The 20,199-nt window shown below is 37.9% G+C and carries 22 protein-coding genes; 2 read left to right on the top strand and 20 right to left on the bottom strand.

Features of this window, described 5'->3' with window-relative positions; genetic code table 11:
* The 20 genes from O6P32_RS04080 to O6P32_RS03985 form a co-directional block, all read right to left on the bottom strand.
* Positions 1 to 1,050: a coiled-coil domain-containing protein gene (locus tag O6P32_RS04080; RefSeq protein ID WP_269876943.1), complete on the bottom strand. Its 1,050-nt coding sequence runs from the start codon at positions 1,048 to 1,050 to the stop codon at positions 1 to 3.
* A gap of 180 nt (positions 1,051 to 1,230) precedes the next feature.
* Positions 1,231 to 3,138 (bottom strand): hypothetical protein, encoded by a 1,908-nt coding sequence (locus tag O6P32_RS04075; protein WP_269876941.1) that lies wholly within the window; start codon positions 3,136 to 3,138, stop codon positions 1,231 to 1,233.
* A 6-nt stretch (positions 3,139 to 3,144) separates the two neighbouring features.
* Positions 3,145 to 3,678, bottom strand: coding sequence for a type II toxin-antitoxin system antitoxin SocA domain-containing protein (locus O6P32_RS04070; RefSeq protein ID WP_269876940.1), 534 nt, complete (start codon positions 3,676 to 3,678; stop codon positions 3,145 to 3,147).
* 332 nt (positions 3,679 to 4,010) lie between these two features.
* Positions 4,011 to 4,616, bottom strand: coding sequence for a JAB domain-containing protein (locus O6P32_RS04065; RefSeq protein WP_269876939.1), 606 nt, complete (start codon positions 4,614 to 4,616; stop codon positions 4,011 to 4,013).
* A 21-nt stretch (positions 4,617 to 4,637) separates the two neighbouring features.
* Positions 4,638 to 5,195 (bottom strand): phosphoribosyltransferase, encoded by a 558-nt coding sequence (locus O6P32_RS04060; RefSeq protein ID WP_269876938.1) that lies wholly within the window; start codon positions 5,193 to 5,195, stop codon positions 4,638 to 4,640.
* An 867-nt stretch (positions 5,196 to 6,062) separates the two neighbouring features.
* Positions 6,063 to 7,670, bottom strand: a complete 1,608-nt coding sequence (locus tag O6P32_RS04055) for a hypothetical protein (protein ID WP_269876937.1) — start codon at positions 7,668 to 7,670, stop codon at positions 6,063 to 6,065.
* Positions 7,667 to 8,290 carry a hypothetical protein gene (locus O6P32_RS04050; RefSeq protein ID WP_269876936.1) on the bottom strand — a complete coding sequence of 208 codons (624 nt, stop codon included), beginning with the start codon at positions 8,288 to 8,290 and terminating at the stop codon, positions 7,667 to 7,669. Before O6P32_RS04050 ends, O6P32_RS04055 begins: the two co-directional genes overlap by 4 nt.
* Positions 8,291 to 8,301: 11 nt before the next feature.
* Complete coding sequence (locus O6P32_RS04045) at positions 8,302 to 8,583, bottom strand: hypothetical protein (protein ID WP_269876935.1); 282 nt, start codon at positions 8,581 to 8,583, stop codon at positions 8,302 to 8,304.
* The gene (locus O6P32_RS04040) at positions 8,558 to 9,058 is read right to left on the bottom strand and encodes a C4-dicarboxylate ABC transporter (protein ID WP_269876934.1); all 501 of its coding nucleotides are present in this window, start codon (positions 9,056 to 9,058) and stop codon (positions 8,558 to 8,560) included. Before O6P32_RS04040 ends, O6P32_RS04045 begins: the two co-directional genes overlap by 26 nt.
* Positions 9,055 to 9,861 carry a hypothetical protein gene (locus tag O6P32_RS04035; RefSeq protein ID WP_269876933.1) on the bottom strand — a complete coding sequence of 269 codons (807 nt, stop codon included), beginning with the start codon at positions 9,859 to 9,861 and terminating at the stop codon, positions 9,055 to 9,057. The genes O6P32_RS04040 and O6P32_RS04035 overlap by 4 nt, the downstream gene beginning before the upstream one ends.
* A gap of 19 nt (positions 9,862 to 9,880) precedes the next feature.
* On the bottom strand, positions 9,881 to 10,483 hold the full coding sequence (locus tag O6P32_RS04030; protein ID WP_269876932.1) for a hypothetical protein: 603 nt from the start codon (positions 10,481 to 10,483) through the stop codon (positions 9,881 to 9,883).
* Positions 10,484 to 10,486: 3 nt separating this feature from the next.
* Positions 10,487 to 11,482 carry a hypothetical protein gene (locus O6P32_RS04025; protein WP_269876931.1) on the bottom strand — a complete coding sequence of 332 codons (996 nt, stop codon included), beginning with the start codon at positions 11,480 to 11,482 and terminating at the stop codon, positions 10,487 to 10,489.
* Between the two features lies 1 nt (position 11,483).
* Positions 11,484 to 12,533 (bottom strand): Clp protease ClpP, encoded by a 1,050-nt coding sequence (locus tag O6P32_RS04020; RefSeq protein WP_269876930.1) that lies wholly within the window; start codon positions 12,531 to 12,533, stop codon positions 11,484 to 11,486.
* Positions 12,534 to 12,590: 57 nt separating this feature from the next.
* Positions 12,591 to 13,007 carry a hypothetical protein gene (locus O6P32_RS04015; protein ID WP_269876929.1) on the bottom strand — a complete coding sequence of 139 codons (417 nt, stop codon included), beginning with the start codon at positions 13,005 to 13,007 and terminating at the stop codon, positions 12,591 to 12,593.
* Positions 13,008 to 13,064: 57 nt separating this feature from the next.
* Positions 13,065 to 13,547, bottom strand: a complete 483-nt coding sequence (locus tag O6P32_RS04010) for a hypothetical protein (protein ID WP_269876928.1) — start codon at positions 13,545 to 13,547, stop codon at positions 13,065 to 13,067.
* Between the two features lie 438 nt (positions 13,548 to 13,985).
* Complete coding sequence (locus tag O6P32_RS04005) at positions 13,986 to 14,339, bottom strand: hypothetical protein (protein ID WP_269876927.1); 354 nt, start codon at positions 14,337 to 14,339, stop codon at positions 13,986 to 13,988.
* A gap of 300 nt (positions 14,340 to 14,639) precedes the next feature.
* A complete protein-coding gene (gene dnaG / locus O6P32_RS04000) occupies positions 14,640 to 17,834 on the bottom strand; it encodes a DNA primase (protein ID WP_269876926.1) in 3,195 nt (1,064 codons plus the stop codon).
* Between the two features lie 62 nt (positions 17,835 to 17,896).
* The gene (locus O6P32_RS03995; protein WP_269876925.1) at positions 17,897 to 18,157 is read right to left on the bottom strand and encodes a hypothetical protein; all 261 of its coding nucleotides are present in this window, start codon (positions 18,155 to 18,157) and stop codon (positions 17,897 to 17,899) included.
* 214 nt (positions 18,158 to 18,371) lie between these two features.
* Positions 18,372 to 18,923: a response regulator transcription factor gene (locus O6P32_RS03990; RefSeq protein ID WP_269876924.1), complete on the bottom strand. Its 552-nt coding sequence runs from the start codon at positions 18,921 to 18,923 to the stop codon at positions 18,372 to 18,374.
* The gene (locus O6P32_RS03985; RefSeq protein ID WP_269876923.1) at positions 18,907 to 19,095 is read right to left on the bottom strand and encodes a hypothetical protein; all 189 of its coding nucleotides are present in this window, start codon (positions 19,093 to 19,095) and stop codon (positions 18,907 to 18,909) included. The genes O6P32_RS03990 and O6P32_RS03985 overlap by 17 nt, the downstream gene beginning before the upstream one ends.
* 154 nt (positions 19,096 to 19,249) lie before the next feature.
* Here O6P32_RS03985 and O6P32_RS03980 point away from each other — a divergent pair, with 154 nt between their 5' ends.
* The gene (locus O6P32_RS03980) at positions 19,250 to 19,600 is read left to right on the top strand and encodes a helix-turn-helix domain-containing protein (RefSeq protein WP_269876922.1); all 351 of its coding nucleotides are present in this window, start codon (positions 19,250 to 19,252) and stop codon (positions 19,598 to 19,600) included.
* A gap of 7 nt (positions 19,601 to 19,607) precedes the next feature.
* Positions 19,608 to 20,159: a helix-turn-helix transcriptional regulator gene (locus tag O6P32_RS03975; protein ID WP_269876921.1), complete on the top strand. Its 552-nt coding sequence runs from the start codon at positions 19,608 to 19,610 to the stop codon at positions 20,157 to 20,159.
* The last annotated feature ends 40 nt before the right edge of the window (positions 20,160 to 20,199 follow it).

Here is a 20,199-nt window from a genome sequence, read left to right as displayed (position 1 = left end):
TTATTTATCTTTAAACAGTTTTATTAACTCTGGTATTTTTTCATAAGGTAAAGCATCTTTCTTTTCTAACTTCTGGAGAAGAGTTTCATCTATACGCATCCCTTCCATATTATGAAGATGGTTGTCAATCAAACGAGATATAGCCTCATTAATTTTAGACATAGATTCTCCAATATCTACAGAGAGTGTATTTAGGGCTTGAAGTAAGCCTTCAATATATTCTATCTCGTAAATCTGACGAGCTAAGACTACCATCTGTCTTTGAGCACGGTTCATTTGTGTTATAAATCCCCAAAGGAGACCAATTGCCACAGGAACTGGAAGAATAATGGTCCAATATTGCTCCCAATTTGGAAATAGAACTGTATTATTTATTTTATAGCATACGACAGCTTCTATGACAATAAGAAGCAGGACCAACGCTACAGATATAAAGCCATATATTTTATATAGATTTTTTAACCTGTTATGTTCTTGCTGGAGTCTGCTAATAGGCACTTTTAAACCCTGAAAAGCCTCGGTAATTTTAGTTTTCCAATTACTTATTGCTTCATTTTGTTTTTCAACAGTTTCTTTTTCCGTCTTTAATGTTTCAATAGAAGATTCTAATTCTGTTATTTTTTCTTTAAGAACATTCTCATTCCCTGTCTCTGCTCCATATTCATCTAGTTTCTTTTTATAGTTCTTAACCTCCGATTCAAGCTTACTAATTTCTTTTGTATAGAAAGCGGACGAATTTAATAATGGCAATTGGTAAAATATAAATAACTCATCAAATGATTGTTTTATTTTATTGATATCATCAATGTTAATATTATTATTATTCAGTATATCTTCTATACATTTACATAAAGAAAAAGCCCTTTCAATTAATTTATGGGAATAATTATTATCTGCAATAAGCCTTCTTTGTAAGTACAAAAGCCTAGAATATATGTCTAAAAAAAGAGTCTGATCATTTCTTTGTTCGATCTGCTTTATTAGTGATGTACATAAATTAATCGTATCATCTTTAGCAATATTATCAAATCCCAATTTAATTCTCATCATTTATATATTAAGAATGAAATAATAACTCAAATGTAATAAATTGTCTAAAGGAGGACAAAAATAAGCCCAAACTTTTTCATATATACATATTTACCCATAAATGCGAATAAAAAAGCCCTACCATTTTATAAAATAGTAAGGCTTTTAGAACATATAAAATATATAAGATAAGTAACAGAATTATTTCTTTACACTTTTATCATCAAATTTATTTCTAGAATTAATAATTAAAGACATAGACTTTTGCTCCTGCTTTAACGAATCTATTTGTAATTCAATCTTTTTCAAAAACTTATCCTTCATTACATTACTCTCTAATGTTTTTGTATAATTGAATAAATTAAAGGTTAGTGCAACATAAAATCCAAGTCCAGACAAACCAAACAAAAATCTTTTGCTCCTTATATAATCTATAAAATCAATACGTTGTATAAACACTGGAGATACTAACAAATACAATGACGTAAAAAGAACCAAAATGATACCTAGTCCTGTTGTATTACAAAGCAACTGACCTAAATCTGTTTTATCATTAACTACAAAAATATTAACGGTACCAAATAAGAATGTAATGGCTGCTGTAAAAATGGCTATTAAATCAAAAGCCTTTTTATCAGTTGTTTTTATTGTTTCCTTTATATTTTCAATATCTCTACGTTCTTTTGATAAATCAAAAAGAAAAGATAAATTATCTCGTTCTTTTTTAAAAGATATAAGTTTATCTCTTTGTTGTTTATAATCAATATGCTTAGCAAAAGCTGAAGGAACAAACAAGTTTAAATCATTATTCTCTGAATAATAACGTGATTCTTCAAATGGGAGTTGAAAAGGAAAGAACTTATGAAGTTCACTCCATTCTAAGGCTTTTTCGTATTCTTCTATCAGATGACCTAGTTCATCAAGTTTATCCTCAATAAGCCAATCATTAAATTTATTATTATTAAGATGTTCCTTTACGCATAAAATAATTGCTTCTATGCCTTTTTCGAATGGATGAAAGTTTTTTATTGAAGTACTTCCTTGAATCTCCAATATCTTATTTATGTCACGTTTTAGCCTCTTTATTTGAGGATTACATTTCTTAACGTAAAAAGATAATCTGCAATTATATAAAAAATTCAATATTGAGTTCCAAGAAAAAGCGTCATATTTATATTTAAAAGCTTCATCTGCTGTAACCTGTCTATTTTTAAATGAATCATATCTCTTAATATATCTCTCAATAAGCTTATCCATCAATTTTATATCATTTGGCTTAACAAGATTATCTTTATAATATCTCATTAAATATACAAATGAGCTAATTGATTTACTGTCACTATTTGTATCTTTTAGATAAGTATCTTTATCTTGTACTTCCCTTTTAGCAAAATGGCTATATTCACCTAATTCTAAGGAGGAAGGGTCTATTATTTCGGTTTCGAAATTGATATGAGACTCAAAAGATGAAGATTTAACTCTTTGAATAATATAATTACATTTATGCAATAAAATAGACAATATATTTCTTAATCTTAAAGAATCTCCATTAGCAATTTCTTCCCTTAACTTATTTCTTATAATTAAAAGATTCTGGAAATCTCTTGATTCTGTCGGAAGGTGATAATCGCATTTACAAAGTGGAATCGTCAATTTATTAAATAAAGCCAAAGTATTATTAGGTATTCCCATCCTTATTTGGAAAACACCAAATTTTTCGCTAGATGAATTAATATTAAATTTATTTTTGGCTTCTTCAATGAAATTTTGGTAATATTTCAATGCATTAAATAACGAACTATTTAATTCATTATATTTTGACTTAAATTTATACTCCAAAGGAATGTCGCTATATAGAACTTCCGGAGCATAGAAATCACCACCCTTAAGCTTATCCCCAAAATCCTTCAAGATACTTTCAAAGTCTGAAAACTCTATATATTCACCAGACAATATAGAACGGGTCAGATAGATAAAACAATCATCTATAAAATCTGTAATTCCGTTGAACAATCTCATATTTTCATCTTCATCTCCAAAATCAGAAGGCAACCAACTATCATTACCAAATTTACTTAGATATTGTTCTAAACAAGCCTGTAATTCCATAAAATATTATTTAAAACATTTATTAGAGTCAGAACGTATTGATTCTGTTAACATCTTAGCACTAGAACGTCCCATAAATTCAGCAAACTTCATTGATCTATTCCAACTATCCCATTTATGAGTAATTTCAACTAATTCAAATGAATTTAAACTTATGATTAAGGGATTTATATCTTTCAAATCATCTAAAGCATCTTTGATTCTAATACATAGAGGATCTTGGGTGTTGTAAACTTTTTTTTCCTTCACCTCGACAGATCTATCTTTTATAAAATATGACGGAATTTTATTATCCAATATTGCATTGTATATATCACTTTCAACTGGGCCATATGGCAAGGCATGAAAATTATTAAACGTATCAAGAAGATCTGGACCTTCATTCTTTTTGGGTGCAGCAACCAGGAATAATAACTTAAGCACTATAAGCTTAGACAGTGGTTTAACTGTGAGATTTTTACTTTTAAAATAATTTATCCTCCATTCTTCAATCAATTGAAGCATGTAGTCAAAAGCCATTATTTTGTCATAATTTTTCATGATAAAAAATTGATAGTAATATATAAAAAACAAAATATATCTACCACTTTTAGCAGATATATTTGTATTTAACCTCCGCAAATTAAAGAAAAAAATAAAAATTATAGCAACTTTTTTTTCTATTTTCTTGTAAATAACTTAAAAAAATATTTTTGGTAATTAAAAAACTAATTTCATAGACACTCGCAAATCTTTTGCGTAAAACAATCAGAACACCTTATTTCCCGCCGCCCGATTTTCCTGCCAACGAAGTGATAAGTAGGAAAATCGGGCGGCGGGCGACTAATATACTACCCACCTACCCTAAACGCTGATACAGCCAATCTCAGCCCCTACAAGCGTCCTTCGTCCGCATAGCTATAATAGTTGTCATCCGAATAAATTACATGGTCTAACATACGGATATTAAGCGTTTTTGCCCCTTGTGATACGGTCTGAGTCAATTTGTCATCTTCCGCGGATGGTCTTGTATTTCCGCTTGGGTGATTATGCACAAGAACTAAACCTGTAGCACAAACTTTCAACGCTCCGCGAAGAATCAACCGTACATCTACCAGCGTACTAGCCAAACCACCTATAGAAATACGCTGCTTCCGTATTACTTTACTATTTTGATTCAGATAGATTACCCAACATTCCTCATTATCCAAGTTCTGCAAATATCGGTGCATGAGTTGATAAATATCTGCACTACATTTTATCTGACTATAGTCTGATTTCCGACTTAACATGCGTTTATAAAGTTCTATTACTGCCATCGCCATGGCTCTGCGTGCCGGTGTCAACTGCTGACAAATTTCTTCTATCGTTACCCTATCAGACTGCAACAACATTTTCTCTACTTCCTTTGAGGTCTTTTCATTGTTAGTGATTTGATAAACTACTTCTGCATCACTGAGGTGGCGACATTCACCACACAATTCAAATAAATCTTTCATAAGTTTAATTTTACAAGTTAATTAGTTTAATAATAATGTTTTACCCAAGAAAAAACCACCGATAACAGATGCTCCGAAACGCTCAAGCATACACGAGAATTTTGCGTATGAATAGCCTTGTGTCAGAATATCATCGAAAACCAAAATTTTCTTTCCGTTGAAGAACTCTTTATCGAAATCTATCGTTTGAACAGTTTCCAAATTTTTACTGCACTTGGTTTCGTGGATGGCTAGACGTGCTCCATGTACGTGAATATGGTCGAAAGCGTTTACCGCTCCGCTTAATCGGCACACTTCGTCTGCAAATACTTTATAACGTGTAATATTTTTTTGCTCACTACTTGCAGGGATACACGCAAACACGATATTCTTCGCTTCTGCTCCAAAAAACTGTATCAGTTTATCTGCCACAAGCTTGGCTACAGTAAGGCTTCTTTTACCATCCTTAAACTCCCAAATCAGTTTACGTACATCCCAATCTCTTTGACTTGCCTGTTTATACTTGGTTGGCAAATAATCATAAAAGTTGTACATCAACTTATTCCACTGTTTTTGGTATTCACTACTAGAAGTTCTCATATCGGCATGTTATTAATTTCCATTCTTGAACCTCGAGCTGAGGTAGTGAGCCTTTATTTCTGCTCTTCCTTCTCTGAGGTTTTTTTTATTCCGTCGCCTTTCGCTTTCGGTTTTGTTCGCCTTTTTACACTGCCTCAAAAGGTGTTCGAGGGCAGCACAGACAAGTCTTTCAGAAAAAGCAGAGCCTTGAATACTACCCTGAAGGGGTGGAGATTTTTTTATGAAACAGAGCCTGGACTTGGCGTGCAGCACCGAACATTTACCTTTGCAGTGAGAAAAAGGCGATAACCGAAAGAGATAGGCGATACCGAATAATACCGAAGAGAAGATCAGAAGAGCAGTAGACAACATCATAGGCAATGCCTATACCGCTGAAAAAAACGGGAACAGAGTGGGGCGGGTGGGCCGCTGCGTTGCACGCTATCGGGAACTTCAGAAAGTCTTGCCAAAGTCTTTCTACCTTAAACTCCCGAAAATTGCTCCTTTTACCATAAAAACGGCTTTACGGCATGGCAAAAGGGGCAATTTTCGGGCGCCCAGCAAACTGTTTTACAACATATTAGCGCCCGAAAAGCAGGCTAAAAAGTAGAATTTACAGGAAAATTCCGCTCCTCAATAAAGAAAAGCGCACATAATCAACCGAATACATCCACTCAAGCCCGCATTTTATGCGGAAGTAGCGGAAGCTACCCCCCACCGCCCTACGCCAAAAACCTAATTAGCACCTTTGAAAAAAGCGGAATATGTAACGACACATTCTCTACACGCGCGGTACTCGCCATCGCACGTATAAAAAATCAGCCCCGACAACCATCATGCACGGTCATCAGGGCTTACATTAATAAAAAACTAATTAGCTATTGAAAGCTACATAGAAGATGTAACAAAAATGTCGAACGTCATTTGAGGGAACCGTTCACACCCAATACACAATGTATCAAAAGCATCGGAGCCATCGGTTCTTGCCTGCAACTGGTCCTCTTCGGTTTCTGCCAGCTTTTCACCTCGCTTATCCTTGCCGCCATTATACACACCTGCAGTCTGGACTGAGATAAGAAGGTCTTCGTTATTCTGTTCATTAAAGAAAGGAATGAGCTTGGCTTTACCGGCAAACATACGGTTAATGAGTAACCACTTCTCGATATGCTTCATCGGGTTACCTATATAAACAGAACGTACTTCCCATCCTCTGTCCTGGAATGCACGTTCCACTACAAAATGGAAGTCTTCGTCATTGACAGCATAGTTGGACCCAAGCGCTGTACTGTCATAATAGAAAACAACCTCCTTCCGTTTCTGATGGCGGTAGTACTTGCAGAAGTCATCGACCAGAGCCTCCAGCTTACGCTCATACTTCACCCAAAAAGACTTGAGTACCTTCAGCCTGTTCCTGTCATGCTGCCCTGCTACCAGCCAGTTGATATTTGCATTAAAGTCGAATGCAATACAAATAGGCTTATCCCTGTCAAGGTCAGCATCCATCAGACACGAAGGCTCCTTTATTTTGTCGAACTGGTATTCAAGACTGTCAAGATAACTAAAATCGGTTGCATTATACTTATGCCCTTCAGTCATGCTTGAGTAGAAACCATCTTTGCTTATACCGATACGCTTACAGAGTATAGCCGTCTGGAAGGTAAGCGGAGGCAAGTCACGTTTCATCTGATTGATAAAGGCTTCACCCAAAAGTTGCATATTCTCGATTGTGGAGAACTCACGATACAATACAGCAGCAGAACCTAAACGACACACATCACGATTCAGAGTTCGAAGATAATCCTTCAGATATAAAGGTACAGGTTCAGACTTTGCCTGAAGGTCACGAATGCGCTGCTTGGTACGCCATATCTCGTGAACTGCAGCCTGAATGACTTCGATAAGTTCCGGGTCACATTTCTTTTCATAATCCAGGAACCAGGAACCTTTCTTTGTTACAGGCATATCGGAAGTGATAAGCATACCATGGTGAAAATAGTGATGCCCGAAATATTGCTTGTTACCACGATTGGCCGGAAGAGTTTCATCCTTCAGCTGCTCAAAGTCAATATACTTTGCCTCGTCGATGTCGAGGTAATCAAGGGAGAAAGAGTTGGATGTTCCGGAACGGTCCTGGCTGATGATGTAGCCTATCGAGCCATTGTAGAATGAAATCACATTCTCCCAGTTGTCGGGCTGGAAGATAGGTTCACCCCATCCCCATGACTTCGGTGGTTTCTTGCCGATTGTCCAGTGTACATCACGCTTAAAGCCCCAGCGTTGCCAGTGGATCAACATGGACGGGATAGTATTGGTGAGGGCACGCTTACAGTTAGCTGCCACAAATCCGGTGATACTGCCTGGCATGCGCTGCATGTTCCTGAGGTTGATTGCAGCATGAATCGGTCCTTTACCCCAACCACGACCGGCACACAAGACTATATCTTTTGCCGGTGTGTAAAGAACCTGCTGCTGTGTCTCATGAAAATACTCTCTCATGGCTCAGGCTCCTCCTCTATCTTTTTAGGATTAAAAATATCATCTTCATTAAAGTCTGCAACCTCGAACTGGATATCCTGAATATCCTCATTCATATACTGTTTGATTTTATCTGCAATACGTTGACGTATATTCGGAATAGGACGAATACCAAGAATAGTCGGGTCTGTTGATGGTTGAAATGGCTGGATAACAATCTTGTCATAACCAAGATCCTTTGCATCCTCTTTGTCAAGCTGCATATATTTGGCATAGTAGTTGTCACAGGCCGCCATCGCCCTGGCATCTTTCATGCGTTTAGCCATCTCATAACTTTCTTCATTACGCTGAATGAAGCGATATCGATGATAATCCTTAGTGGCTTTGTTCAGATCACCCAACAGGTATTTAATGATACGGACATCCTCGTAAGCTGCAGACTTTTGTATCTGATAGCGTTTCTGCAATTCCAGCACAATCTCCTGCTCTCGTATACGAGGATACTGAAGCCAGTAGTTGTACATATCCCTAAGGCGCAACAAGCGCTGCTGTATTATCTCGGGGATATTATTCTCTCGCATTTCATCAACCGATGCAAAGAGATAGTCTTTAGCAATATCAACAGTTGCAGGTAATGGCATATCAAAATAATTTATAAGTCTTCGTCTGAGGCCATATCACGGAGATATGAACCAATTAGCTGGACGGCAAGCGGACTTCCGGCTTCTGCCAGCTCAAGTTCGTTCTGTCGGATCTGAAGGGCGCGCTCAGCTTTACCTTTACGGTAAGCCAAACTTGCAGGATGTGACCTGTCTGAAAGAATTTCACGCAATCTACGTTCATCGATATCCATCAGAACTGCAATGTCCGACACCGGAGTAAGCATAGAAGCAAGTTCTTTAATACGATTAATCTGTGGCGAAGTTAATTCCATGTAGATGCAAGCTACGTGTATTAATAATATCAGAAAATTGGTCTCTCAATGTAAGGAAGATATCAGGTTGCGTTGTAACGATAGCACATTCTGTTCTGTTGCCTCGAGTCTGATTCTGACTGGTAACTACAGTGACCATCCATTTGTCATTCTCAATCAGAAGGACTTTTGAGTGGTTCTCTGTGAGATATACATCATCAAAAACGACACCCATAAATGTGGAAAGATTCACGGTCTTCTTGGCAGCCTTCAAGTCAGCCATAAGAACAGCATGAAGAATCAATTCACGTTTACGGAGTGAAAATAGTCTGCGTAAGAACTCCTCTGAAGTAGAGAATGTAGATACATAGACTTTTGCCGGACCGGTCTGCAATAATATAAACTCGAGGACATCAAAAAGTTGAAGCCGATTATCCAGATAGGCTTGTAATGGCATATCGGATATCGGCTTCAATAATCGGTTTACAATCTTCATACCTTAAGCCCTAAATCTTGCAAAGCTTTAACCTGGTCATCACTAACATTGTTGCCTGTGGTAATCAGGAAGTCATACTTGGCTTGCATTTTAGCAAGCAGTTTTACATACTTACCCTGATCTTCAGCTTCCTTGAGTTCTGCAAGTTTTTTCTTGTTGTCCGAAAGGTATCCCCTTGCAGCACTGACTTTCTTGGCCATTTCGACTGGATCTTCAGGAGATTCTCCTTCAGTACCTTCTGCAGCCTGTTCATCTGGCTTGTAATGGTCATACTTGTTCATGTTATCCCGATATTTAGTATCCAGCTCTTCCAGTTGCTTCAGGTATTCATACCTGTCGCATGGAAGAGCATCTCTCATGGTTTTCAATGTTTCAAAAGTTTCCTTCAACCGGAAATAAATATCCTTGTTGGATTCCCACAACTGCTGAATCTCTACAGGCAAAGAATCATGGTCTTCCCGCTTTCCTTTTGCGATGAGAGCCTCCTGAGGTACATCATCATCAGAACTTATCTCAGCAGGTTTGAATGACTCCAATGTTTTTTCAACAACCGGTATGAGTTCTTTATCCATTTTTATAACATCTTGAAGCGTCTTGCGGTCAAGACGAATCTTAAGATACTTATTCAGTTCGTACTCTATTTTAGAAGCGAACTTCTGAGGGTTACGAGAAATGTTCTGAAACAAGATACGGTTACGTGTCAGTTTAAGAACCATTTCAGCCCCCTTCAATAAATCACGCTCAGCCGGCTCCGTATTGAGCCAGCTTTGCATATCTTTGGTTAATTGCTCATCTATAAACATAATCAAATCCCTTTAAAGATTATCCACCCGGCAAAATAGCACTACCATCAGCACCGGAAATATCACCGTCCTCTGTTTCGATTTTCCCTGTATAGAATGGTGAAGGACAAATATCCGTACACTGAGCTTCGAGCGTAGTACCTGCAGTACCGGTATCACCTTCACCGGAAGTCTGTGAAATGGTAACAGAAGGGTCGAAAGCTTCAGATCCTATAACACGGAACTTCCCATTCTTCTGCTGGCAAAGGAAAATCAATTCGTCAATATTAGCCTGGCGACAAAATCCAGAAGCTTCTTCATCAGTACCGGCATGAACTAATGTAGCTTTATTCAGAATAGTTTTAGAAGGAGCCTCCCCCTGTGATTCTGCACTGATAGATGATTTAGTGGTCAGCAATTCAATATACTGCCATTTTTTATCAGCTGCTAAAACAAATTCACCTTCGTAAGTAGCCAAAGCCGCCATACTTTCTGCACCTTCAATAGCCGGAAGTTCCGGCCATTTCTCAATCCAGCTTTTAGGAATAAAATAGACTTTTCGTCTGATACCCGGTGTCGAGGTCTGACCGGGACACCAGGCTAGGGATTCGTACATCCCTTTACTTGTACAATCTACTGCCATATATTAGCCTCCTATACCAGCGACAACAGAAGTTGTACCATCGATAGTACCGACCAGAAGTCGCTCTTTAGAAATTGTTTCAAATTCAGCACCAAAGAACATCGTAGCAATAAAATCGAGTTTAAAAGCATGATGCTTTTCAACCAGGATCTTTTCTTTGTCTGCACCATTACCGAAACCAACAAGCATGTTGCTCTTAGTAGTAAGATGAATGAACGGTGAGTTCGCCTTATTAGCCAAAGGAACTAATTCACATCTGTTGTTAGAACCTTCAAGGAAGGTCTTTTCGAATGATGTATTATAAGGAACATGTCCTACTGTAGCCTGATAATCATCAACGTAATTATCATATACACCTTGTGGTATAAAGAGTTTAGTTTGTGTTTCACGCAATACGGGGTCTGCAGCACGGTAGAATGCCTTAAGTACATCAACAGCATTGTCTTTGCTGATAGCTTCAATAGTGAACATATTACCCAGCTCTGCAGAAATCTTACTAGCATCCTTCTCTGTTTTAGTAATGGTATCAAAACCATTAAAAAGGTCTTTAGATTTTGTACCGCTTGGGTTTCTAACAGCCGACCATAGCACTGCATTAAGGTTTGCACCTAATTTAGCTGATAAGAATGCAAGAACCTGACGAGTTATATCCACATTCTTCAAAGCATCACCCTTAGAAATCAAATTACCGTAAACTGTCTGCCAAACAGAGTTAGGAGAAAACTTCTTAACTACACTACCAAGGAATGTTTCCAGTTCACGTGGTTCGATACCTACGCCTTCAGTATCCTCACGGCCTTCATCATAAGGACCAAGTTCAATGTCGCCAGACAATTCGCCAACAACTTCCTTACCTCTAACACCCGGTCTTTGTGTCATGTGCTGTAAAGTTCCAGCCATGGCCAAAACAGGCATCATCAGCAATTCTTTTCTATACTTGACAGCAGACTTGGAAAGCTGCTCGTCAGTAATTTTTATGTATCCTTTTTCGTCTGCCATATTATAACAATTCTTTTACGCTGTTAAACATTTCGTTTGCTGAATTGAGTTTAGTGATGTCATCTTCATCACCTTCATCACCGTTGATGTGTTTTGTCTCATCACCATCATTCTTCTTCAGGTTTTCATTCTGAGTCTTGAGGTCTGAAATCTCATTGTCTTTATCAGAAGATTCCTTCTCAATGTTGGTAATGTGGTCGTTGATGGCTTTGACCTGGTCTTCAGTAAGAGTTACCTTACCATCTTTGTCAAATTCCATACCATCGAGTTTCAAGATGGAATTGACTTTCTGATAATCCTTTTTCATAATCTTTTGTGTTGTAGAATTAAAGCGTGGTTTATTTTGTGACTGTGAAGAATGTATATCATTATCCTTGGATGACTTAAAGAACCGGTTTACAAAGTTATTGAACCACCCTGGTGCCGTCTCGTCATCTGGAACAACAGTCTTATTCTCAGTAGCAGGCAACGCAGGAAGATGATACATATTGAAGCGGGCCTTCATCGAGTCATCAAAGTTGGGTTTATCCCCATCTTCGATAATCTCATCAATGAAACCGTATTCAAGAGCTTCCTGGGCAGTAAGCCATCTGCCTTCTTTAAGTATGGGCAAAATTTCATCTACTTTCTTCTTACACTTATTAGCATACAGATTAGCGAGAACCAAATCCATTTTATCATTCTCGAGCTTATTTGCTTTCAGATCATCAATAAGCTGTTGAATCTGGTCAGCATTATAACTGCCCCAGGCATCAATCCAGTTTGAAACCTTATGAATAAGATAGAAAGCATATTTGGACATACAGGTTTTCTGAGCACCTGTTGCCAGAATTGTCGCAGCACTTGCCACATATCCGAACAAATAGCATGTAACATTGCCATGGTCGAGAAATTGCTGGCGAATATCAAGAGCATCATCAACGGCTCCACCGAGTGAAGAAACACGCACATTGACAGGTTTATTTTTTAAGCCTGTCATCTGATTACGGATATAGTTCTTCGAATATCCCCATGGACCAATGTGCGAATCAATACTAAGGTTATATTCCATATTGTCGAAAATTTGTATATGCAATATTATACCTTATATATATAGTATAAAAAGACCTCAACCTAATATGGCCAGCATAGGAATGGTAGAAGTATAGGTCACGGTTACAGTTGTTCCGGATTTAGAAGAAGGAACAGAAGGGAAAGTTTCTGCATTTTGTACAACAGGATAGGGCTTATCAGCGCAACCTATCAGAAATTGTGAACCTGTAACAGTAGTTACCCGAAAGCAAAGTTTCTTTGAACCTGGAAGAAGTTTGGCTTTTCGAGACATAATGAGTTTAGTGGTAAAAACACGCTGATTATTCTCTATTTTATCTGAAATTTCTACAGAACTAAGGCCAATCGTATCTATTTTATCAAAATGCTGGTATACATTAAGCCATACACCGCGGTCGGTAATTATATCGGACTGTTGAAGATGGTATGCTTCAATACATTCCACCAGTCGAATATTATTAATCAAATGTATCATAATTCCATGTATTTTTTATTCTGTGTTCGGGGCTGTTCGGGTTAGTACAAAAACGCACTACTCATCCGAGTGTTTTCTTGTTAAAGAACCTAAAAATATTCCTCTCCTACTATAAGAGGTTCTCATCCGGTAATATTTCTGTCGGACTGTTTCTGAGTAATTGTCATCAATGCCATGCATCTCACAGTAAGCAGAAATAGTCTTATTAATACCGCAATTACGTCTGGTCAAATCACTCATCTCATTCCATAGATTCGAACGAAACAAATCCTCTATCGTCTCCTTGACAGCTGCCTTAGCTTTCTTGCCAAGATAATTGTAATACTGCGGAGGTTTCGCTTTACTATCCGGAATGACAATGGCAGTCAATTCATCAGCCGCCAACTCCGGTTGAATCTCCGGTGGTCTTTTGCGAAGGAAGCGACGAATCACTGCGTTCTCATTACTTTGTGGTGGGAATACAACCGGATTACCAAGACTGTTATACAGCCATTGTTTTAAATAAGGTTCAAGTTTAAGATAAAATACGATGTGGCTCATAATTAGAATATTATACTCACAAAGATAATATTTATATTATTTATTAGATATTTAAATCTATCACAAATCATTCTTATCAAGCAAAAGTTTTTCACTACGTATGACATACTTTTTGCCTTCTACACCTTCTACACTTTCTACAAAATGCACAATCATTTTATTTTCAACGACTTACATTTTTAAAAGGTTTCTACATTTGTAGAAATCATGTAGAAAATGAAGTATTTTGTAGAAGGTTTTAACAAAATCGGCGATTTGTAGAAATTTGTAGAAGGTTTGTAGAAAGGTTGTAGAATATATAACACTCTCATTTTTAACATTGTAGAAAGTGTAGAAGGTGTAGAAGGCATTTTCACCCCGTAGGAAAAGGCAGAATCGTCCCTTGACATATACGAAAGATGCCCATACGGAAAACCGTACAGGCATCTTTCTACATTATTATTGTTGACACAATACATTATGAATCCTTTCATCTAATAGTCCGTAAAGATTACTGACTGAATATGCTTTCTCACAAAATGTCCTACCGGACTTAAACCATACACGAGCGGAGAACCTTTGACCGGTATCTATAATCTTGATACGACGTACATCCGGGAATGCATTAAGAAAGTAACTGCAAATCTTCTGCCTTATTTCAAAAGTGGCACTTGCCTTGCGATGACGAACACCAGTTACCGGGTTATAAACTCTCAAAGCATTACTATTGAATGAACGAATATCCGTTTCGTGGATTGACGTTCCGTTGAAGCTGAGCAAAGCCTCATTAGAAATGGTTGTATTTCTTAACATGATAATAAAAAAGTATCCGTGCCTGTCCCGTTGCTCATCACATTACAACCGAATGCTGTACGGCCATTAAGCCTGTACACGGGGGTACACGGATACCAATATTTTGATACTACGAAGTATGCGGACATAAAAAATGCCTGCACGTATAATGCAAGCCTATCTGTCGCCTTGCATTCGATTGTTTATGTATTGTAATGAGCATTGCAAATATGGTGATTTATTTTGGAATAGCAAAGAATAGAAATGAAAAAGAGCAAACGTTTCACAACGATTGCTCTTCAACAACTCTAAAACTATTTATTAATCTAAATCATCACCGGTAGTTTCTCTACCTTCTACTTCAACCTCCAGGTTGATATTATAAGTATCCCTTATCATCCTATAATCAAAACACAATGCGATATCAGGAGTGGATGTCTTGCGGTATGTCACACCACCGGTACCCGTTTGCTCTGCCTTCTGTACCTCAACTCCATTCTGAATATTCTTAAACCGAACAGAATTCTTTTTGCCCATATACTCTTTGGAGTTCTCGAGATAGTAATTCAATGATCCTTCAGGAAGAACCGAGTCACCCACCTGTTTACCGAACTTCTTATACAACATGAAGATTCTGTTGCGCCTCATGAGCAGCACAGCTTTAGGTTCCGGATATTGCTGCTCAATCTTAATCAGATTACTCTTGAACTTATTCACATACTCTATACGGTAATCACCTTCAATAAAGATTTCGCCATCCTGTTGTAGGAATGACACAACATTCCAGAAATTGGCCAGTTCATTGTTACTCTTACATTCCGCATTCTGCCGGATGATACCATCCAATGTCACCTTACGTATATCCTGATATGAAAACGGCAGGTCAAGTACTCCCTCGAGAGTTCTGAAGGCAGCAAGTGGTATTATCCAGTTCCGAAGAATACGGTCTTCCACCTTCTCCGCCCCAAGCCCCTCGATGATATCCGACAGACAAGAATGATAATTACTCACGAATTGCTGCTCCACCTTTGCCCTATGTCGCAAAATCTGCAGTGTGAGGTGAGACAAACCACGCTTACGGATATCAACAAGTTCACTGTATCGTTTTTTCTCCGCATCGGTAAACTCCGATTTGGAGAAGGTTAGGAATACTAGGCGGCTGAAAAGTGCGATATCAGCAGTTGCCATTTCCTGACCGGAAAGGATTACACCAGAATCAACAGCTGTTATCTCACGTTTCTTGTCACGGTCCATATTAATACGGCTGCGTCCTGCCCCATCCCACAAACCTTTCAGATATTCCCGTTTGTCAATATCAATGTTATTTTTAAACTCGTCGATATGAACCAGCGCATTGGAACACTGTGCTACCAGTTCGGCCAATGCCGGGATAGTAGCATTCTGAATGTTGGGCGGTGTATTGTCGATGATAAACAATGACATCAGACTATGCCCGAGCTCTGACTTACCGGATCCTTTCGGTCCAAACAGATTCAAGATTGGAAAACTCTTGGTATATCCTGTAATGACATCACGAAACAAGGTGGCCAGCAGAAAGCATATACCAACCTTGGCATTGTCACCGAACACTCCTACGAGCTTTGTGAAATATTCTTTCATCGATATCCCGGAATAATTAAGATGAACGAATCTGCGTTCGAACTGAAACAGCTTATCATCATCCCGATATATCATACTTGATGCCGGCAAGTAATAGTTACCTTTATCACCAAGCCGAACAATACCGTATTCATCTACCGGATGCCATTCTGTATCAAAGACACCATTGCCGAACGCATAAAACCCTTTGCGCTGCCATCCAAGTTGTGTAATCTCCATGGCTGTTTCGGTCTGTTCATACAGATACATTTTCAATCTGGTCATCTCTTTTTCTGAAGCCAACCAGATATAGTTACCGAGACCTTCCACCTTTTGCTTGAATTTGGATAATGAAACAAGGTCTTCCTGCTTCATCTCCACAATCTCCTCCTGACGATTCTGATTCCTGATGCGATAAAGTCTCTTTGGGTTCAAAGAGTCTTTGATATGAAACATCGGCTGCATGACGAAGTTGGACCACTGGAACTCTTTTCCATCGTTTGTGCTGTAATAACAGTTGTTCGACTCAAAGAAACCATACTTGGCCAACAAATCACGATTAATAGTTTGCGTTTTGTCTGCCTTTGATTCAGAGATTTTCTTTTTCTCACGGTTGAGAGCAGTTATCCACAGATTCTTGTGATTATAAATTTTCTTGAGCTGTTCAAGATACATCTGCTCCTTGACTTCATCGCCCACCATAGCTACCATCTGGGAGATTTTAGCCACAGCTGCACTCTTGTCTTCGGTGGTACCGTCGGCTTTAAACGCATAACCGGCATACCAGGTGATAAAGTCAACTTCTTCCAGATCCTTGAATCTGGAACGGTTGGTACAATATGAATCCGGATCATTCTTGGTATTGCCTTCTCCAAGCGGGATCTCCTTGACCGAAACAGAAAATCCGCACTCCATGGCCAGCACACCAGACTTAATTACTGCCGCTATGCCGGTACCATATTGCTCGCCCGGTTTGATTACGTCTGCATCCGGAAGAAAACATATCGATGTGGCATATCTCTTGAGTTGATAAAACTGCTTCTTTGTCCAAGCAGCGCCCAGTGAGGCAATTGTATTATTGATACCAAGGCTTTGAAGTCTCATCACATCCGGTGCTCCCTCCACACAATAAAACTTTTCTTCCTTGGTCGCTTGTTTAATAGCATTATCAATACCGAAAATACTATCCGATTTATCGTATATCTCACTTTGGCATGAATTCAGATATTTAGGTGTACCATCCACCTCACTCATATCCCGAGCCGTCCACCCTATAATATGACGAAACCTGTCGCGAATCGGAATCATAATACGGTCTCGATAGAAGTCATAGTAACCGCCCTCTTTCCGCTGGCGGATCAATCCACACTCCACCATAAGCTCTGCCGAATACCCTGCCTTGACAGCTGCATCGGCCAACGATGACCAGGAAGGAAGTGCATATCCTATCCCCTGTTCCTGAGGATACTGCTCTCCCCACCTTTGCTTAATTTTAGCACGTGCCGCCTCTGCTTCCGGTTTTTCAAGATTAGATATAAAGAATTCAGATGCAAAAGTATTTATTGCAAACATCGATTCACGTTTACGAAGAGCCATGATTTCATCAGGACTTTTCTTCTCATCCTTATCCTCTATATCAATACCATACTTATCGGCCAACCATTTGCAAGCTTCGGGAAAGCTCATATTGTTTATCTTCTGCACGAACCTGATTACATTACCGCCTTCCTTGCAAGCACCAAAGCAGTACCACAACCCCCGTGCCTGGTCCACCATGAATGATGGAGTATCTTCTGAATGGAATGGACAACAAGCCTTATATCTGACACCAGCCCGCTGCAGCTGAACAAAATGCCCGACTACATCGACAATGTCCGCACGGTCGAGAATCTTTTCTATGTCTGAATTAGATATCATGTTTTAGAGTGTTTAGAGTACCGGCAAATATCAGGTATTTGCCAAGTATTAAAAATGACACTTCAGTCTATGAAGCGTATATCGTGATCACGCAGTCTGGTATTGTTATTGATGTTATAACATCGGCCAAAGCCATCCCATCGGACACGTTTTTGTCTGGCAGTGTTAGTCACTATGCCATTCACTAGTGTACGTTTGGTAATTATAATATAACCGGTCACTTTACGAACCAGCATATCTGAAGTATAATATACATGTTCTATCTGTTTGGTCGGGAAAATTCTCTCCCAGGCCTGCATTGTACGTAGTTTCATTGTACTCATAATTACTTATATCCGAATAAATCCACAAACGAAATATCTTCACCTAACAGAACGAGTTGAAACGGATCTCTATAAAAGACTGTTATAAAAACATAGTTTCTATCGTCACAATCCTCAGTATCTGCTATATATAAATCATCTGAATTATACATATCGGATATTCTCCGCTGCAGTGCATCTAATATTTTACGTTTTATGGGAATCTGAGTTTCATTCATAAATTCAAATTGTTATACCAGGTTATAATCTGGCTTGTATTTTTTAAGCCTAACTTTATTTTAATGGCTTGTAAGGTATTGTGAACGGTATGAATCGAAATAAATAGTTTATCTGAAATTTCCTGTGGTGTAAGTCCTTCAGCCAGTGCTGCAGCTATCTGCATTTGTCTAACACCAAGAACTGAAGTTCGTTTCGGATTACATATTATGTTTTCATATTCACAATCTTTTGTGCCTCTCAGAGGACAATGTACTTGTTCAAGATTAAGATTACCATCTATAAAATCTGTCTTCTGTGTATCAAACTCTCCGCAATTACATCGTATGAACCTATTCACCATTTTATAAGTCTTATACCGCGGATTCTTACTCGATGAAGCATAACATTGCTCAAGCGCATGGTAGGCATCCGAATAACACTCCCGTATCGTATCAAGGATATCATCAATCATATCACGGCTGGACTCTGACAGACGTGATATCTGATTGCCATCATCCACCATCACATAACCTGACGGAGTATTATAAAACTCAACTGGATTTCTCATTTTTCTTCTTGATATACCTTTCTATCGCTTCGCGCTCAAGTTTCGTCCAGGAGTCTTTCTTCATCTTGGTAAAGAAAGACGGATAAGAGATATCACACAATTCGATAACATCACTTATAAAACGACTCTTCTCCTTATAAGGTAGATTTGAATAATAGTTAGATATTACCATTTTTGCTACTTTTTAGATGATTGTATTATTTACTATTGATATAATTATTAATTTTATAGTGCAAACCTAAAGATTTATTTGATTATATCAAAGATTTCTTTGACATAAAACACAATAATTCTTGTAATTTAGATTGAATTAAAACAAATAAATTATGTTTAAACCCCAAAGAATACTTGAATTAATAGAAAATAACAAGCTGACTAAGAAAGCATTTTGTGATAAGGTCGAAATTTCTGAACAAACCTTAGCAAATGTTTTAAGAGGATCAGATATAGGTTCTAAGAAATTAGAACGAATAGCCATATTATTCGGAGTATCAATGGATTATTTTTTCGAAAATGAAATATCCACACATCCCAATATAGGTCATAGTATAAATGGGAATGGGAATAATATATCAGGAGACATAAGATTAAACGAATGTCAAAGAGAAATTGAACACCTAAAAGAATTATTGTCTGAAAAGGAACGTACAATACAAATTCTCTTAAAGAAGAATTAAACAAAATATGTTCAAAGGACATATCATAGAACAATTAATTCAAGATAAAAAAGTCAAGAAAGCTGATGTTTATCGTTTTGCCAACATTCAAAAAGCAACTCTTGACAATATCATAAAAGGAACTAACATACCTAATTGCAATACTTTAGAAAAGATTGCAGACTTTTTCAACGTATCTATAGATATCTTCTTTGAAAGAAATAAAAATGATAATACAATGTATAATGGCAATGTTATCAAACAATTATTGTTAGATAAGAAAGTTCCAAACAAAGAACTTTTAAGATACATCGGTACCGAAGCCAATGCTTCACTTGCACAAATTGTCAATGGCAATCCCACAGTAAAGCGTCTGGAGAAAGTTGCAGATTTCTTTGGAGTTTCAATGGATACTTTCTTTGAAAGAGAAAAGCCCTTCAGGCAGATATGCACTTCTAAGAGTGACGATACGGCCTACTATCTTGAAAAAATAGAACTTCTTGAAAAAATCATCAAAGAAAAAGATGAACGTATCAAGTTGTTAGAAAGTGTAAATCAGCTACTCACGCAACGAACCTAAGGGACCGATTTGGGACTTTAGACCTAAAAAATGAATTTAA

Origin of the sequence: Phocaeicola acetigenes (assembly GCF_027529745.1) — a bacterium.
GTDB lineage: Bacteria > Bacteroidota > Bacteroidia > Bacteroidales > Bacteroidaceae > Phocaeicola > Phocaeicola acetigenes.
This window is presented reverse-complemented; position numbering and strand designations above follow the sequence as displayed.

Bases quoted from the DNA above. Each gene is read 5' to 3' on its own strand.
- O6P32_RS04020 (WP_269876930.1), bottom strand. From the start codon at position 12,533: ATGGAATATAACCTTAGTATTGATTCGCACATTGGTCCATGGGGATAT.
- O6P32_RS03990 (WP_269876924.1), bottom strand. From the start codon at position 18,923: ATGAGAAATCCAGTTGAGTTTTATAATACTCCGTCAGGTTATGTGATG.
- O6P32_RS04025 (WP_269876931.1), bottom strand. From the start codon at position 11,482: ATGGCAGACGAAAAAGGATACATAAAAATTACTGACGAGCAGCTTTCC.
- O6P32_RS03985 (WP_269876923.1), bottom strand. From the start codon at position 19,095: ATGGTAATATCTAACTATTATTCAAATCTACCTTATAAGGAGAAGAGT.
- O6P32_RS04005 (WP_269876927.1), bottom strand. From the start codon at position 14,339: ATGTTAAGAAATACAACCATTTCTAATGAGGCTTTGCTCAGCTTCAAC.
- O6P32_RS04080 (WP_269876943.1), bottom strand. From the start codon at position 1,050: ATGATGAGAATTAAATTGGGATTTGATAATATTGCTAAAGATGATACG.
- O6P32_RS04075 (WP_269876941.1), bottom strand. From the start codon at position 3,138: ATGGAATTACAGGCTTGTTTAGAACAATATCTAAGTAAATTTGGTAAT.
- O6P32_RS04050 (WP_269876936.1), bottom strand. From the start codon at position 8,290: ATGCCATTACCTGCAACTGTTGATATTGCTAAAGACTATCTCTTTGCA.
- O6P32_RS04040 (WP_269876934.1), bottom strand. From the start codon at position 9,058: ATGAAGATTGTAAACCGATTATTGAAGCCGATATCCGATATGCCATTA.
- O6P32_RS03980 (WP_269876922.1), top strand. From the start codon at position 19,250: ATGTTTAAACCCCAAAGAATACTTGAATTAATAGAAAATAACAAGCTG.
- O6P32_RS04065 (WP_269876939.1), bottom strand. From the start codon at position 4,616: ATGAAAGATTTATTTGAATTGTGTGGTGAATGTCGCCACCTCAGTGAT.
- O6P32_RS04010 (WP_269876928.1), bottom strand. From the start codon at position 13,547: ATGAGCCACATCGTATTTTATCTTAAACTTGAACCTTATTTAAAACAA.
- O6P32_RS04035 (WP_269876933.1), bottom strand. From the start codon at position 9,861: ATGTTTATAGATGAGCAATTAACCAAAGATATGCAAAGCTGGCTCAAT.
- O6P32_RS04060 (WP_269876938.1), bottom strand. From the start codon at position 5,195: ATGAGAACTTCTAGTAGTGAATACCAAAAACAGTGGAATAAGTTGATG.
- O6P32_RS04055 (WP_269876937.1), bottom strand. From the start codon at position 7,670: ATGAGAGAGTATTTTCATGAGACACAGCAGCAGGTTCTTTACACACCG.
- O6P32_RS04045 (WP_269876935.1), bottom strand. From the start codon at position 8,583: ATGGAATTAACTTCGCCACAGATTAATCGTATTAAAGAACTTGCTTCT.
- O6P32_RS04015 (WP_269876929.1), bottom strand. From the start codon at position 13,007: ATGATACATTTGATTAATAATATTCGACTGGTGGAATGTATTGAAGCA.
- O6P32_RS03995 (WP_269876925.1), bottom strand. From the start codon at position 18,157: ATGAGTACAATGAAACTACGTACAATGCAGGCCTGGGAGAGAATTTTC.
- dnaG (WP_269876926.1), bottom strand. From the start codon at position 17,834: ATGATATCTAATTCAGACATAGAAAAGATTCTCGACCGTGCGGACATT.
- O6P32_RS03975 (WP_269876921.1), top strand. From the start codon at position 19,608: ATGTTCAAAGGACATATCATAGAACAATTAATTCAAGATAAAAAAGTC.
- O6P32_RS04070 (WP_269876940.1), bottom strand. From the start codon at position 3,678: ATGAAAAATTATGACAAAATAATGGCTTTTGACTACATGCTTCAATTG.
- O6P32_RS04030 (WP_269876932.1), bottom strand. From the start codon at position 10,483: ATGGCAGTAGATTGTACAAGTAAAGGGATGTACGAATCCCTAGCCTGG.